This is a genomic window from Staphylococcus sp. CoH_129_LAB_1, from assembly GCF_058191515.1.
In genome coordinates this window covers 1-15,444 of sequence record NZ_JBXWKZ010000027.1, presented here as the reverse complement: position 1 = coordinate 15,444, position 15,444 = coordinate 1, and the positions used below count along the sequence as shown (strand labels likewise).

At 30.2% G+C, this 15,444-nt stretch carries 15 protein-coding genes; 12 read left to right on the top strand and 3 right to left on the bottom strand.

What is annotated here, in order from left to right:
• Window positions 1-12: 12 nt before the first annotated feature.
• The gene (msrA, locus tag AC2FB1_RS08570) at window positions 13-528 is read right to left on the bottom strand and encodes a peptide-methionine (S)-S-oxide reductase MsrA (RefSeq protein WP_490674795.1); all 516 of its coding nucleotides are present in this window, start codon (window positions 526-528) and stop codon (window positions 13-15) included.
• Between the two features lie 140 nt (window positions 529-668).
• Here msrA and AC2FB1_RS08565 point away from each other — a divergent pair, with 140 nt between their 5' ends.
• Window positions 669-1,652 (top strand): LCP family protein, encoded by a 984-nt coding sequence (locus AC2FB1_RS08565; RefSeq protein WP_353317626.1) that lies wholly within the window; start codon window positions 669-671, stop codon window positions 1,650-1,652.
• Window positions 1,653-1,731: 79 nt separating this feature from the next.
• Here the strand turns inward: AC2FB1_RS08565 and thmT are convergent, their stop codons facing one another.
• Window positions 1,732-1,917, bottom strand: coding sequence for a 2-hydroxymuconate tautomerase (thmT, locus tag AC2FB1_RS08560; protein ID WP_490674794.1), 186 nt, complete (start codon window positions 1,915-1,917; stop codon window positions 1,732-1,734).
• Window positions 1,918-2,064: 147 nt separating this feature from the next.
• Here thmT and AC2FB1_RS08555 point away from each other — a divergent pair, with 147 nt between their 5' ends.
• Window positions 2,065-3,327, top strand: a complete 1,263-nt coding sequence (locus tag AC2FB1_RS08555; protein WP_490674793.1) for a Y-family DNA polymerase — start codon at window positions 2,065-2,067, stop codon at window positions 3,325-3,327.
• Between the two features lie 45 nt (window positions 3,328-3,372).
• Here the strand turns inward: AC2FB1_RS08555 and AC2FB1_RS08550 are convergent, their stop codons facing one another.
• On the bottom strand, window positions 3,373-4,464 hold the full coding sequence (locus AC2FB1_RS08550) for a prephenate dehydrogenase (RefSeq protein WP_490674792.1): 1,092 nt from the start codon (window positions 4,462-4,464) through the stop codon (window positions 3,373-3,375).
• A 139-nt stretch (window positions 4,465-4,603) separates the two neighbouring features.
• Here AC2FB1_RS08550 and AC2FB1_RS08545 point away from each other — a divergent pair, with 139 nt between their 5' ends.
• The 10 genes from AC2FB1_RS08545 (at window position 4,604) to AC2FB1_RS08500 (ending at window position 15,338) form a co-directional block, all read left to right on the top strand.
• Window positions 4,604-5,638 carry a M42 family metallopeptidase gene (locus AC2FB1_RS08545; RefSeq protein WP_490674791.1) on the top strand — a complete coding sequence of 345 codons (1,035 nt, stop codon included), beginning with the start codon at window positions 4,604-4,606 and terminating at the stop codon, window positions 5,636-5,638.
• Window positions 5,639-6,125: 487 nt separating this feature from the next.
• Window positions 6,126-7,535 carry an anthranilate synthase component I gene (locus AC2FB1_RS08540; protein WP_490674790.1) on the top strand — a complete coding sequence of 470 codons (1,410 nt, stop codon included), beginning with the start codon at window positions 6,126-6,128 and terminating at the stop codon, window positions 7,533-7,535.
• Window positions 7,532-8,125, top strand: coding sequence for an anthranilate synthase component II (locus tag AC2FB1_RS08535; RefSeq protein ID WP_490674789.1), 594 nt, complete (start codon window positions 7,532-7,534; stop codon window positions 8,123-8,125). Before AC2FB1_RS08540 ends, AC2FB1_RS08535 begins: the two co-directional genes overlap by 4 nt.
• Window positions 8,106-9,110, top strand: a complete 1,005-nt coding sequence (gene trpD, locus AC2FB1_RS08530) for an anthranilate phosphoribosyltransferase (protein ID WP_490674809.1) — start codon at window positions 8,106-8,108, stop codon at window positions 9,108-9,110. The genes AC2FB1_RS08535 and trpD overlap by 20 nt, the downstream gene beginning before the upstream one ends.
• A 2-nt stretch (window positions 9,111-9,112) precedes the next feature.
• On the top strand, window positions 9,113-9,892 hold the full coding sequence (gene trpC / locus AC2FB1_RS08525; RefSeq protein WP_490674788.1) for an indole-3-glycerol phosphate synthase TrpC: 780 nt from the start codon (window positions 9,113-9,115) through the stop codon (window positions 9,890-9,892).
• Window positions 9,889-10,539 carry a phosphoribosylanthranilate isomerase gene (locus AC2FB1_RS08520; protein ID WP_490674787.1) on the top strand — a complete coding sequence of 217 codons (651 nt, stop codon included), beginning with the start codon at window positions 9,889-9,891 and terminating at the stop codon, window positions 10,537-10,539. The genes trpC and AC2FB1_RS08520 overlap by 4 nt, the downstream gene beginning before the upstream one ends.
• Entirely contained in the window at window positions 10,517-11,734 is a 1,218-nt protein-coding gene (trpB, locus tag AC2FB1_RS08515; protein ID WP_490674808.1) for a tryptophan synthase subunit beta, read from the top strand. The genes AC2FB1_RS08520 and trpB overlap by 23 nt, the downstream gene beginning before the upstream one ends.
• Window positions 11,727-12,461 carry a tryptophan synthase subunit alpha gene (gene trpA / locus AC2FB1_RS08510; RefSeq protein WP_490674786.1) on the top strand — a complete coding sequence of 245 codons (735 nt, stop codon included), beginning with the start codon at window positions 11,727-11,729 and terminating at the stop codon, window positions 12,459-12,461. Before trpB ends, trpA begins: the two co-directional genes overlap by 8 nt.
• A 336-nt stretch (window positions 12,462-12,797) precedes the next feature.
• The gene (locus AC2FB1_RS08505) at window positions 12,798-14,060 is read left to right on the top strand and encodes an aminoacyltransferase (RefSeq protein WP_490674785.1); all 1,263 of its coding nucleotides are present in this window, start codon (window positions 12,798-12,800) and stop codon (window positions 14,058-14,060) included.
• A gap of 18 nt (window positions 14,061-14,078) precedes the next feature.
• Window positions 14,079-15,338 carry an aminoacyltransferase gene (locus tag AC2FB1_RS08500; RefSeq protein WP_490674784.1) on the top strand — a complete coding sequence of 420 codons (1,260 nt, stop codon included), beginning with the start codon at window positions 14,079-14,081 and terminating at the stop codon, window positions 15,336-15,338.
• Window positions 15,339-15,444 lie beyond the last annotated feature (106 nt).

Sequence of the window (15,444 nt, the reverse complement as noted above, 5' to 3'; positions counted from 1 at the left end):
TCGGATATCTTTTTATGAGTTAGAATTAGGATTATAATTTGCTCGATCTTGTTGTTCTTGTGCGTAACGTTCAGGATTCTTTTTATAGAAGTCTTGGTGATATTCTTCAGCTTTATAAAATTTTGAAGCGGGTAGAACTTTAGTAGCAATGGCTTTGTCAGAATGCATTGTTTTTTCTAATTTTTTGATATAGTTAGTTGCGACTTTTTTTTGATCGTCATTTGTATAAAAAATGGCTGTTTGATATTGTGACCCTCTATCTTGAAATTGACCATCAGCATCTAATGGATCAATGACCGAAAAGAAAATTTCTAATAATTTATGATAAGAAAATAAAGCAACATCATATTCTATTTTAACAGTCTCATAGTGTCCAGTAGTTCCGCTTTTCACTTGTTCATAAGTTGGATTTTCAACTGAACCCCCCATAAAACCTGATGTTACTGATTCAATACCTTCGAATTGATCAAACGGTTTTGTCATACACCAGAAACAGCCTCCTGCAAAGTATGCTGTATTAATATTCATTTATGCCATCCTTTCATAACACCTTTGTAATATTTATTGAAAAAACTTGATTTTTTAAGATATTTTATATAACTTATTTATATATTATAGTATATCCAAATATTATTTTGAAGATTTTAAAGAGTATAAGGTAGGTAAATATGACAGAAAAGAAGGATAATACAGTATTAAGACGGCAAACAGGGACAACGACACCTTCTAAACGACGAAAGAAGAAAAAACTTCGAAAATTACCTTTTGTAATACTGATTATTGTAGTTTTACTTATTGCAGTGATTACGTATGTCGTTCATGGATATCAAAATGGCATGAAATATGCACAGGAACATGCAAAAGATATTAAAATTCATAAATTTAATGGAGCCGTTAAAAATGATGGAAAAATCACAGTATTAATGCTCGGTGCTGACCAAGCTAATGGAGGGAAATCAAGAACTGACTCTATTATGGTTGTGCAATACGATTATATTAAGAAAAAAATGAAAATGATGTCAGTTATGCGTGATATTTATGCGGAAATTCCCGGTTATGATAAATATAAAATTAACGCTGCATATTCACTTGGTGGGCCAGAGCTATTGAGACAAACGTTAAATAAAAATTTAGGTATTAATCCTGAATATTATGCAGTCATTGATTTCACTGGTTTTGAAAAAATGGTTGATGAGCTAGAACCTAATGGTGTGCCAATTGACGTTGAAAAAGATATGTCAGAAAATATTGGAGTATCATTGAAAAAAGGGCATCATCGATTAAATGGTAAAGAATTATTAGGTTATGCAAGATTTAGACATGATCCAGAGGGAGATTTTGGACGTGTAAGACGTCAACAGCAAGTTATGCAAACACTTAAGAAAGAATTAATTACCCCAAGTACAATCGTAAAATTGCCTAAAGTAGCTGGTATATTAAGAGGATATATTAATACAGATATGCCAAACTCAGCTATTTTCCAAACAGGACTAAGCTTTGGAATAAGAGGCGATAAAAATGTGGAAACACTAACTGTGCCGATAAAAAATTCTTATCAAGATATTAATACTAACAACGATGGTAGCGCACTAGATATTGATAAAGAGAAAAATAAAAAAGCAATAGAGTCGTTTTTAGAGGATAATAAATAAGCAGGCCGTTTCGGTCTGCTTATTTATTATCCTCTTTAACTACAATAATATTATTATGTAAACTTCAATAATTATTATATTATTGATCAGATTTTCTTACGCCTGCTACACCGTAGTGATTTTTCTTCATTTCTTCAATGACTATATGGATAGCTTCTCTGTTTGCTCCTGTTGTCTTCTCTACTGCATTCGTAACTTCTGTAACTAAGTTTTTTAATTGTTCATCTGAACGTCCTTCTAATAACTTTACATTTACAATCGGCATGATTTGTCCTCCTTACATAATTATATGCTTAGTATATCACTTTTAAAAAAAGCATATCAAGATATTTATGTAGAACGTACGTTCTTTTCGTTATTGAAATAGAACGTGTGTTCCTATATAATTAAATTGTCTAAGGAGGGCGCTGATATGTATGATTATAATTTACTTGAAGATAGGGATATATTGTGTGTAGACCAAAAGAGTTTTTATGCTAGTGTATCTTGCATTGAAAAAGGATTAGATCCTTTAAAGACAAAGTTAGCAGTGGTAGCCGACACTAAACGGCAAGGATCTGTTGTTTTAGCAGCAACACCTAAATTGAAAGAACTTGGTATTAAAACCGGCTCAAGATTATTTGAAATTCCACATCGTAATGATATTTATGTTATTAATCCAAGTATGAGAAGATATCTAGAAATATCTTTAAAAATTTCCAAAATTGCTCTTAAATATGTCCCAGGAGAAGATTTATATCAATATAGTATTGATGAATTTTTTATGGATGTAACAAACAGCTATCATCGTTTTAATACTACAGTATATTCTTTTGCTAAGTGTTTTCAAAAAGAAATTTTAGATAAGACAGGGATATATTGCACGATAGGTATTGGTTCTAATATGTTACTTAGTAAAGTAGCAATGGATATTGAAGCTAAACATACAAAAGAAGGTATTACTGAGTGGCGATACCATGATATACCAGATAAATTATGGTGTATCTCACCCTTAAAATCATTTTGGGGAATCAATAAAAAAACAGAAATAAAGCTAAATAAAAAAGGAATAATTACAATAGGCGATTTAGCACATTACCCCCATAGGTATTTGAAGAGAGACTTTGGTATATTAGGTACAGATATGCATTTACATGCCAATGGTATAGATCAAAGCAAAATAAGAGAAAAAAGTAAAATTAGTAATCCAGCTATATGTAAAAGTCAAATTTTGATGAGAGATTATCAATTTAATGAAACAAAAATTGTTATGCAAGAGTTGATTGAAGATGTTGCTTATAGATTAAGAGAAAGAAAAAAATTAGCACGTACAATACATTTCTCATTTGGATATACTAAAGGTGGAGGAATACATAAACAACACACTTTAACAGATGCTACAAATCTAGAACGAGATATAGTTAAAGTCGTCAATGATTATGCAAATCAGTTATGTGATAAACATGCTTTATATCGTACGTTAAGTATTTCACTAACACAACTCGTTAATGAAGAAAATCGACAATTAAATTTATTTGTAAATGAATATGAAAAACAACGAGAAGAAAATTTAGCTAAAACGATTGATGCGTTACAAAGGAAATATGGTAAAGGTATCGTTTCAAAAGCAATTTCTTATACTGAATCTGGAACGAAACATAATAGGCTAGGATTAATGGCAGGTCATAAGAAGTAAAAAAACATTCTACTTTTAAAAATTCTTTAAAAGTAGAATGTTTTTTTATGGAATGTAAGTATTAAACTCAGTCAAAGCGGCAATACCTAGTTCACGATCTTTAGGAGTTTTAAAGGTAACTTGTAATGCACCTAAAATATCCTCACGGACTTCTAAAATTTTTAAGTTTCTTATAGAAATATTATGTAAACTTAAAATAGAAGTAACTTTATTAATCATACCCGCTTTATCCGGAATATCAATATATAAATCATACCCAACATTTACAACGCCATGTTGTTTAAGAGGTAATTGGTCTCTAAATATTTTTGCTTCCTCAAAGAATTTATATATTTGTTGTTCATCTTCATTTTTAAGTTTAACTATCATATTCTTAATATTTGTTTGCATATCTTCTAATAGACTAATGATATTTTGTTTATTGCTCAGTGAGATATCCCGCCACATTTCAGCATTACTGCTTGCGATTCTTGTAACATCTCTAAATCCACCAGCAGCAAGCTGTTTGACTAAGGCATGATCTTTGGCATGACTTGAACTAAGATGTACTAAACTAGAGGCAATAATATGTGGAACATGACTGACAATTCCTGTTACATAATCATGTTCTTTAGCAGTAGTTACAATAAATTTGGCTAGTGTAGGGGAAAGCAAATTTTGTAATGTCTTAGCAGCTTGTGTATTACGTTCATCATCGTAAACTAAAATATAGTATGCATTTTCAAATAAGTGCTTTTTAGAATTAAGCACACCAGATTTATGGCTACCAGCCATTGGATGTCCACTAACAAGATGAATATCTGCTTCTAATAAACGTTTTTCAAAATTTTGAATCATTAGTTTTGTACTACCAGTATCCGTTACAATCAAATGTGATTTAGTTTCATAATTAGATAGTGAATTTAGATATGTTGCTGTTTGATGAACTGGAGTAGCAAAGATTATGATATCCGCTTCTTTAACACCAAGTGCATAATCATTAACCTTTTTATCAATAATACCAATAGACATTGCTTTATCTAATTGAGTCTTATCAGTATCATAGGCAGATATAATAAACTCAGATTTATAAAATTTTAAATTACTAGCTAAGCTTCCACCAATCAATCCTAAACCAACAAATAAAATATTTTTCATATGAGGCCTCCTTATTTCTAAATATTCAGAATATCTCTATTTTAAATTAGTCATTCATTTTAAACAATACTATTTCATTAGAGTTCGCTATTTATCTAAGTTAAAATAGATTTAAATTATTGTAAAAAGGGGAAATTGAATGGAAACAAAGATATTAGAATTAATTCAAAACTTAACTAACATTAACAGTCCTTCGGGAAATGCGTATAAAGCGATAAACTATGTAAAACAAAAAGCGGAACATTTAGGATACTCAACTAAATTAACAAATAAAGGTGCTTTAATTATCAAAGTTGAAGGTGAAGATAATGAGCGTCAACGTTGTATTACCGCTCACGTAGATACTTTAGGTGCAATGGTAAAAGAAATTAAGGAAGATGGTCGTTTGTCAATTGATCTAATTGGTGGATTTAAATATAACGCTATTGAAGGAGAATATTGTCAGATTGAAACAGAATCTGGTGAAACGTACACCGGGACAATATGTTTACATGAAACAAGTGTACATGTATATCGTGAAAATGAAAAAATACCAAGAGATATTGAACATATGGAAGTCCGTATAGATGAAAAAACATCTTCTAAACAAGAGACAGAGGATTTAGGAATAGAAGTGGGTAATTTTATTAGCTTTAATCCAAGAACTGAAATAACTTCATCTGGATTTATTAAATCTCGACATTTAGACGACAAAGCAAGTGTAGCAATGATATTAGATTTATTAGAAAGAATAAAAAAAGAGCAAATTAAACTACCACATACTATTCAATTTTATATTTCTAATAATGAGGAAATAGGATATGGAGCGAATGCATCAATCTCTGATAAAATTGTAGAATTTATTGCTTTTGATATGGGGGCACTTGGAGAAGGACAATCTTCTGATGAATATACAGTATCTATTTGTGCTAAAGATGCGTCTGGACCATATCATAAAGAATTAAAAAATCATCTAGTGAACTTATGTAAATTTAATCATATTCCATATAAAGTAGATATTTATCCGTATTATACGTCTGATGCATCGGCAGCATTAAAAGCAGGAGCCGATATTAAACACGGACTATTTGGAGCTGGCATCGAATCTTCCCATGCGCTTGAAAGAACACATATCGATTCTATACATGCAACTCAAGATTTATTATATGCTTATTGTTTGTCACCAATAAATTAAAATAAATATTGACAAATAGGATATAGTTATATATTATACTGAATTATAATAATATTTTAATAATTCTGAGAAATAAGTAGAAGATATGTCATGTAGCAAATAGAAAGCTAATGGATGATGTAAATTAGCACAACATATATTTGAATTGGGCTTAGAAGGTTAAATTGAATAAAAGTAAAGTGAACATGTAATGTTAATTAAGGTGGCACCACGGTAACGCGTCCTTATCTTTGGAGCGTAGTCGTGGTGTCTTTTTGGTATAAATATAGTAATTATTAGCTAGATAATCATAGAAAGTTAGTGGTTGATGAAAACTAACATCACTAATAATGAAATTGGGTTTATACTTGTAAAAAGTTAAATATAAAAAAAGTGAACTTTAAATATTTTGATAATTCAAAATATTTAGTTAATTAAGGTGGTACCGCGCGTCAGCGTCCTTTCAAATAAGGAGGCTGATATTTTTATGAGAAAGGACTAAAGCATAATGAAAATATATTATGAAATACTTAGAGCAAATATTACACCCGAAGTATTAGGAAAGTTAAAGCAAAATAAGATTATTTTAGAAAGTACCAGTCAACAACAACTTAAAGGTAGATATTCTATTGTTACATTTGAAAGTTATGGTTCTGTTGTATTAAATGATGACATCCTAACGATAAAAACGAAAAAACAAAACATTGAAATTACTGAAAAACCTTATAAATATTTAAAAGATTATATCAATCAATTTAATATTCAGATTACGGATAAAAAGCTAAAACACTTACCATTTATATCTGGCTTTATTGGTACGTGTAGTTTTGACTTAATAAGGCATGAGTTTCCATTTTTGAAACAACTATCCATACAAGAAATTAAAAATACTCATGATGTTGAATTTTACATGATAGAAGATGTATATGTATTTGATCATTATAAAGATGAATTATATGTTATCGCTACAAATCAATTTTCAGAAGTAGAACAAAAAGATTTAGAAAAAAGAGTAAAAGATAAAATAAAGACACTATCTCAAATTAAAGCTTATACAGATGATTATATTCAACCTCCTATGCCTTCAAATGTCACACCAAATATATCGGATGATGAATTTATAAATAACATAAAACAATTAAAGCAGCTTATAAAAGAAGGTGATATGTTTCAAGTTGTGCCATCTAGAATATATAGCTACCAACATCATTTTAAAAATAATAAGTTGCAATTAAGTTATCAATTATACCAAAACTTAAAAAGACGTAATCCAAGTCCATATATGTACTACATTAATATGAATACACAAATTATTATAGGCAGTTCTCCAGAGAGTTTTGTAGCTGTACAAGATGGAACGGTCATTACGAATCCAATTGCTGGAACAATTAAAAGAGGACAAACCATGAAAGAAGATGACCAAAATGCAGAACAATTATTGAGCGATGAAAAGGAATTAAGTGAACATCGAATGCTTGTTGATTTAGGTAGAAATGACATACATAGAGTCAGTCGCATCGGCAGTTCAAAAATTATGAAATTAATGGAAATCGAAAAATATGAACATGTCATGCATATTGTAAGCGAAGTAAAAGGAGAGATTAAGCCAGAATTATCTCCTATGACAGTGATTGCTAATTTATTACCTACAGGAACTGTTTCAGGGGCTCCAAAGCTTAGAGCAATTAGACGTATATATGAGGTATATCCATATAAACGCGGAATATATAGTGGTGGTGTGGGCTACATAAATTGTAATCAGAATTTGGATTTTGCCTTAGCAATAAGAACCATGTTAATCGATGATACTACTGTGAAAGTCGAAGCAGGATGTGGTGTGGTTTATGATTCAGTACCAGAAAAAGAATTAGAAGAAACATTATTAAAAGCAAAAAGTTTATTGGAGGTCACACCATGATTTTAATCATTGATAACTATGACTCATTTACATACAACTTAGTTGATATAGTTAGTCAATTAGACGACGTTGTTGTCAAATACCCAGATGATAGAGATGTGCTGAATTATGTTAACCAAAGTGATGGTGTCATCATATCTCCAGGACCTGGTCACCCTTTAGATAGTAACCACCTTTTAAATATTATTGAAAGGTATAAATCTTTACCAATATTAGGCGTATGTTTAGGCGCACAAGCATTAACATGTTATTACGGTGGCCATGTTATTCAAGGTGAGAAAGTCATGCATGGTAAAGTTGATATATTAACAGTTACTCAACAAACTAAGTTATATAACAACTTAACCACTCATTTTAATATTATGCGTTACCATTCATTAATAAGTGATGAAGCATCTTTTCCATCACAATTAATAATCACTGGAAAAACAAAAGATTGCATCCAATCTTATGAAACAAAAAATGGGTTACATTTTGGTATTCAATATCATCCTGAGTCTTTTGCAACAGATCAAGGACAACATATAATTAAAAATTTTATCAACATCGTAAAAGAAAGGGGTAAACATGATGACCTTAACATTACTTAACCGAATTCAAAGTCATACAACACTCTCACAAGACGAAACTACAGAATTTATTAAATACCTTATCAATCAAGAATATGATATCAAAGATAAAGTAAAGTTATTACAAGCCTTTACAAATAAGTCTATGGATCAAAAAGAATTAACTTATGTAGTGAAAAGTCTTATTCACACAATGTATCCATTTCAACTTAAATATAAAGAAAGTATATGTGTTTGTGGAACAGGGGGGGATAAATCGAATAGTTTCAACATTTCAACAACTGTGTCATTTGTAGTAGCAAGTGCGGATATTCCAGTTATTAAACATGGAAATAAAAGTATTACATCTAATTCTGGAAGTACAGATTTATTAAAACAATTACACATTCCCACTACGAAAGTAGCAGATGTGTCTGAACAAGTATCTAAAACACATTTAGCATTTATAAGCGCTATGGAATCCTATCCAATTATGAAATACATTCAACCTATTAGAAAACTCATTCATGAACCAACCATTTTTAATATAGTTGGACCATTAATCAATCCTTTTAAATTAGATTATCAGGTAATGGGGGTATACGATGCCTCTAAATTATCAATGATTATTAAAACTATGAAAGATTTAGGACGACGAAAAGGTATCGTACTTCATGGCGCAGATGGAATGGATGAAGCTACGTTGTCTGGAGATAACGAAATATATGAATTACATGAGGATGGAACAATTTCTCATTATTTTTTAAATGCACGAGATTATGGCATAGCTAATGCAAGTAATATAGAACTTCAAGGTGGTACCCCTGAAGAAAATAAAAATATTACGGTTGACATATTAAGTGGAAAAGATTATTCACCTAAAAGAGATGTCGTAGTTCTTAATGCAGCAATAGCCTTATATATATCAAATAGAGTAGATAGTATTAGAAAGGGCATTGATTTAGCAAAACTTTTAATTGATAGTGGCAAAGCATTAAAACAATGTGAGTTGATGAAAGGAGAATAAACGTGACAATATTAGATGAGATTGTACAGTATAAAAAACATTTGCTAAACGATGGTTATTATACCAATAAAATCAAATGTATTAAAAAAGTTGATGTATCTTATAAGTCATCTCTAGAAACTTCTTTGAAAAATGAATCAACATTGAGTATTATTGCAGAAATAAAATCCAAAAGTCCTTCTGTAAAAGCATTTAAGGACATTAACATAGAACATCAAGTTGCTGAATATGAAAGTCATGGAGCAAGCGCCATTTCAATTTTAACCGATGAAAAATATTTTGGAGGCAGTTTTGAACGTCTACAAACATTAACGCAACTCACACATTTACCAGTATTATGTAAAGATTTTATCATTGATCCGCTTCAAATTGATCTTGCTAAAAGAACTGGAGCTTCTATTATTTTATTAATAGTAAATATTTTAACCGATAACATGCTTCAATATTTATATCAATATGCAACGTCTCAAAACTTAGAAGTCTTAGTTGAAGTTCATAGCAAAGAAGAATTAGAACGCGCATATCAAATTAAACCTAAAATTATTGGTGTAAATAATAGAGATTTAAAAACATTTATTACTACAGTAGAACATACTAATAAAATTTTAGAAATGAAAGAAGAAGGTTATTATTATATTTCTGAAAGTGGTATTACAACTTTAAACGATGTAAAAAAGATCGTAAATAGTGGAATAGACGGTTTACTTGTGGGAGGAGCTTTAATGAATAGTAATAATATATCATCGTTATTACCTTCATTAAAACTAAATAAAGTAAAATGAAAATATTAAAATTTTGTGGCTTTAAAACAAAAAGTGATATTTTAAAAGCCAATTCTTTAGATATAGATATGATTGGTTTTATTCATTATCCAAAAAGTAAACGTCATTTAAAGATAGAGCAAATTAAACACTTAAATCAATTTGTAGCAAAACACATAAATCGAGTTGTAGTTGTTGTGAATCCTACATATAAAGAATTAAAAACATTATTGCAACAAACCAATGTGAATGCCATTCAATTTCATGGTAATGAATCAATTGAATTAATCCAAAAAGTTAAATTGAATTTTAAGAATATTAAGATAATTAAAGCGTTGCCGGCCACAGAAAATTTGAATAGAGATATTAATCAATATAAGCCATGGGTGGATTTATTTATTATTGATACACCTTCAATTCAATTTGGTGGTACTGGTCAAACGTTTAATTGGCAAATATTAGAATCAGTAAGCCAAGATATTCCTTATCTTATTGCAGGAGGAATAAATATAAGTGCTATTCAACAGATTGAAAAGCTAGATTTATCACATAAAGGCTATGATATATCCAGTGGTATAGAGACAAATGAATGCAAGGATAAATTGAAAATGGAAACCATCATAAATTACATTAAAAGGAGATTAGATAATGAAAAAGATACAAACTGAAGCAAATGAAATAGGTTTTTTCGGCGAGTACGGCGGACAATATGTACCAGAAACATTAATGCCAGCTATCATTGAACTAAAGAACGCATATCAAAAAGCAAAGAATGATTCTAAATTTCAACAAGAGATAGCATATTATTTAAAGGAATACGTTGGAAGGGAAACACCACTAACCTATGCGAAATCATATACAAAAACATTAGGCGGAGCTAAAATTTATTTAAAAAGAGAAGACTTAAATCACACTGGAGCTCATAAGATCAACAATGCAATAGGGCAAGCATTGCTCGCTAAACGAATGGGTAAAAATAAACTTGTTGCAGAAACAGGAGCAGGACAACATGGGGTTGCCAGTGCCACAGTAGCTGCATTGTTTGATATGGAACTGATTGTTTTTATGGGAAGAGAAGATATCAAAAGACAACAACTTAATGTATTTAGAATGGAATTATTGGGAGCTAAGGTTGAAGCTGTGGATGAGGGTCAAGGAACTTTATCTGATGCAGTTAATAAAGCGCTACAGTATTGGGTAAGTCACGTGGAAGATACACATTATTTATTAGGATCAGCTTTAGGGCCGGATCCATTTCCAACAATGGTTAGAGATTTTCAGAGTGTGATTGGTCAAGAAATAAAATCACAATTATTAGAGAAAGAACATCGTTTGCCAGATGCAGTAGTTGCTTGTGTAGGAGGAGGCTCTAATGCAATAGGAACATTTTATCCTTTTGTAGAAGATGATGTGAAATTATACGGTGTGGAGGCAGCTGGCAGAGGTAAAGATACCAATCAACATGCACTTGCGATAAGGAAAGGAAAGCCTGGTGTACTTCATGGATCAAAAATGTATTTAATCCAAGATAAATATGGACAAATTGGATTGGCACATTCTATCTCAGCAGGATTAGATTATCCAGGTATTGGGCCTGAACATTCGTATTATCATGATATTGGAAGAGTAACCTATGAATGTGCTAGCGATGAAGAAGCAATGGAAGCCCTTGTCCGCTTCACTAAAATAGAAGGTATTATCCCCGCTATAGAAAGTGCACATGCATTAAGTTATGTAGAAAAATTAGCACCTAAAATGAAAAAAGATGACATATTAGTAGTGACGATATCTGGACGTGGGGATAAAGATATGGAAATGATTCGACAATATATACAACAAAGAAAGGGGGATAAACATGAGTAAATTATTTATTTCTTATGTCATGGGTAATAGACAATTTGTAGAAAATGTAAAAGTACTCGATGAAAATGGCGCAGATATTGTAGAAATTGGCGTTCCATTTTCAGATCCTATAGCTGATGGCCCCATCATTATGAAAGCTGGTCGTGAAGCACTTCAAGATCATATAACAATCGATTATATATTTAATGAGTTAGACAAACATCAAAATGAAATTAATTGTAAATATGTCCTAATGACATACTACAATGTCATTTTAAGCTATGGAGAAGAAGTGTTTTTTAAAAAGTGTGAAGAGGTTGGAGTTTATGGAGTAATTATTCCAGATTTACCATTTGAGCTAACAGACCACTTGAAACAACAATTAAATCATAATAGAACTGTAAAAATAATTTCATTAATAGCAATGACGGCAGATACAAATCGTATACAAAAAATCGTAAAACATGCAGAAGGATTTATCTATACTGTAACGATGAATGCTACTACAGGAGAAAATGGAACATTTCATCCGAAACTTAAAGACAAAATAAAAATGATTAAATCGTATACCTCTCTTCCAGTAGTAGCGGGATTCGGAATAAGAACTATAGATCATATAAAAGATTTAGTAAATGATGTAGACGGTGTTGTTATTGGAAGTGAAATTGTTCAAAGATTTGAAAATGATGACTTAAGTCAAACAGTAGAATATTTAAGAAATATTCGACATACTTTAGATAATTGTTAACAAAATATAAACTAGTTATTAGCATTCATGGTATGAATACTTCAGAATTAGTAGCAATGTAGTATTAATTGATTTAAAATATAATTAGATATGAATTTAAGAGCTGAAAAAGAGTGATTTTCAGCTCTTATTATTTGTAAAGGATAGAGCCTTGACATTTAAGAATATTTAAGTATATTTTATGTTGATTTAAAGATGTGTATAGGTTTATATTTCAGTTTTAAACATATCTATTGTATACTTATTGAGATTAGACAGATATGTATACATGTGGTAAGTTTTAAAATTAGTCAACTCAAATTAAATAAAGATTCTAAATTAGGAGTTATAAAGATAATGAAGTTTACAAATTTAACAGCTACAGAATTTGGCGATTTTACTGAAAAGATGCCATATAGCCATTTTACACAAATGACTGAAAATTATGAGTTAAAAGTTGCTGAGAAAACTGAAACTCATTTAGTAGGAATTAAAAATAAAGATAATAAAGTCATTGCTGCTTGTATGCTAACTGCTGTACCCGTTATGAAAATTTTTAAATATTTTTATTCAAATCGCGGTCCAGTCATTGATTATGAAAACAAAGAACTCGTTCACTTTTTCTTTAACGAATTAAGTAAATATTTAAAACAACAACATTGTTTATATGTACGTATAGACCCCTATTTGCCTTATCAATATCGTAATCATGATGGTGATATTACAGGAAATGCAGGGAATGATTGGTTCTTCGATAAAATGAAACAATTAGGATATCAACACGAAGGATTTACAACAGGATTTGATCCAATATTACAAATTCGGTTCCATTCAGTTTTAAATTTAAAGGATAAAACTGCTAAAGATGTATTAAATGGAATGGATAGTTTACGAAAAAGAAATACTAAAAAAGTCCAAAAAAATGGTGTTAAAGTAAGATTTCTTACTAAAGAAGAATTACCTATTTTCAGATCATTTATGGAAGATACATCAGAAACTAAAGAATTTTCTGATAGAGAGGATAGTTTCTACTATAATCGATTTGATCATTTTAAAGATAGAGTATTAGTACCTCTCGCATATATAAAATTTGATGAATATCTTGAAGAACTTCATGCAGAACGTCAGACATTAAATAAAGATTTAAACAAAGCTCTAAAAGATATTGAAAAACGTCCAGATAACAAAAAAGCACAAAATAAAAAAATAAATTTAGAACAGCAATTAAAAGCAAATGAGCAAAAAATTGAAGAAGCAACACAACTTCAATTAGAACACGGTAACGAATTACCAATATCTGCTGGATTCTTCTTTATTAATCCATTTGAAGTTGTATATTATGCAGGTGGAACGTCAAATAAATATAGACACTTCGCTGGAAGTTATGCAGTTCAATGGACTATGATTAATTATGCAATTGATCATGGCATTGACCGTTATAATTTTTATGGGATTAGTGGTCATTTTACAGATGATGCTGAAGATGTAGGTGTTGTAAAATTTAAAAAGGGATTTAATGCAGATGTAATCGAATATGTTGGTGACTTTGTTAAACCAATTAATAAACCAATGTATACACTATATACAAAACTTAAAAAATTAAAAAAAAGATTTAATTAAGAGGGGAATAGTGCGAATATGAAATTTACAGAGTTAACAGTTAAAGAATATGAAACCTTCGTACAAAATCCATCATTAGAGAGTCATTACTTCCAAGTTATTGAAAACATAGAAACTAGAGAAAATGACGGATTTGAAGTTGTGCTATTAGGCGTAAAAGATGAAAGTAATAAAGTGATTGCTGCAAGTCTTTTCTCAAAAATTCCAACTATGGGAAGTTATGTATACTATTCCAATCGTGGACCAGTGATGGATTATTCCGATTTAGGTCTTGTTGATTTTTATTTACGAGAATTAGAAAAATATCTACATCAACATCAATGTTTATATGTAAAACTTGATCCATATTGGATTTATCAAATTTATGATAAAGATATCAATCCAGTTGGAAGTCGCGAAAAAAATGAAGCTTTAGTTAATTTATTTAAATCACATGGTTACGAACATCATGGTTTTACTACGAAATATGATCGTTCTAGTCAAGTAAGATGGATGGGAGTAAATTATTTAAAAGGTGAAACGCCTGCATCATTGAAAAAGCAATTTGATAGTCAACGTAAAAGAAATATAAATAAAGCGATAAACTACGGGGTAAAAGTAAGATTTCTTAAGAGAGATGAACTAAATATTTTCTTAGACTTATATCGCGAAACAGAAGCACGTACTGGTTTTGTATCAAAAACAGATGAATACTTTTATAATTTTATAGATACATATGGTGATAAAGCATTGGTGCCACTGGCTTATATTGACTTAGACGAATATATCAAATCATTACAAACATCATTAAATGATAAAGAGACACGTCGTGATCAAATGATGGCCAAAGAAAACAAAAGTGACAAACAACTCAAAAAAATTGCTGAATTAGATAAACAAATCGAGCACGATCAAAAAGAACTCTTACATGCAAGCGAGTTACGTCAAACTGATGGACAAATTTTAAACTTGGCTTCCGGAGTATACTTTGCAAATGCTTATGAAGTAAACTACTTTTCAGGAGGTTCATCAGAAAAATATAACAATTATATGGGACCATATATGATGCATTGGTTTATGATGAATTATTGCTTTGACCATGGTTATGATCGATATAATTTTTATGGCTTATCTGGTGATTTTACTGAAAATAGTGAAGATTATGGAGTTTATCGCTTTAAAAGAGGATTTAATGTTTATATCGAAGAGTTAATTGGCGATTTCTATAAACCAATTAATAAACCAAAATATTGGCTATTTAAAACATTGAATCGTATACGTAAGAAGATTAAAAAATAATAATTAGAATAAAAAGCATATTGGCACCCATGGCACTGAACCCTTAAAATGGGAACTTAATAAAAACACTATGTTCTAGGCTGCTAATTCTCTGTATTTTACAGGG

Bases quoted from the DNA above. Each gene is read 5' to 3' on its own strand.
- msrA (WP_490674795.1), bottom strand. From the start codon at position 528: ATGAATATTAATACAGCATACTTTGCAGGAGGCTGTTTCTGGTGTATG.
- AC2FB1_RS08565 (WP_353317626.1), top strand. From the start codon at position 669: ATGACAGAAAAGAAGGATAATACAGTATTAAGACGGCAAACAGGGACA.
- thmT (WP_490674794.1), bottom strand. From the start codon at position 1,917: ATGCCGATTGTAAATGTAAAGTTATTAGAAGGACGTTCAGATGAACAA.
- AC2FB1_RS08555 (WP_490674793.1), top strand. From the start codon at position 2,065: ATGTATGATTATAATTTACTTGAAGATAGGGATATATTGTGTGTAGAC.
- AC2FB1_RS08550 (WP_490674792.1), bottom strand. From the start codon at position 4,464: ATGAAAAATATTTTATTTGTTGGTTTAGGATTGATTGGTGGAAGCTTA.
- AC2FB1_RS08545 (WP_490674791.1), top strand. From the start codon at position 4,604: ATGGAAACAAAGATATTAGAATTAATTCAAAACTTAACTAACATTAAC.
- AC2FB1_RS08540 (WP_490674790.1), top strand. From the start codon at position 6,126: ATGAAAATATATTATGAAATACTTAGAGCAAATATTACACCCGAAGTA.
- AC2FB1_RS08535 (WP_490674789.1), top strand. From the start codon at position 7,532: ATGATTTTAATCATTGATAACTATGACTCATTTACATACAACTTAGTT.
- trpD (WP_490674809.1), top strand. From the start codon at position 8,106: ATGACCTTAACATTACTTAACCGAATTCAAAGTCATACAACACTCTCA.
- AC2FB1_RS08520 (WP_490674787.1), top strand. From the start codon at position 9,889: ATGAAAATATTAAAATTTTGTGGCTTTAAAACAAAAAGTGATATTTTA.
- trpA (WP_490674786.1), top strand. From the start codon at position 11,727: ATGAGTAAATTATTTATTTCTTATGTCATGGGTAATAGACAATTTGTA.
- AC2FB1_RS08505 (WP_490674785.1), top strand. From the start codon at position 12,798: ATGAAGTTTACAAATTTAACAGCTACAGAATTTGGCGATTTTACTGAA.
- AC2FB1_RS08500 (WP_490674784.1), top strand. From the start codon at position 14,079: ATGAAATTTACAGAGTTAACAGTTAAAGAATATGAAACCTTCGTACAA.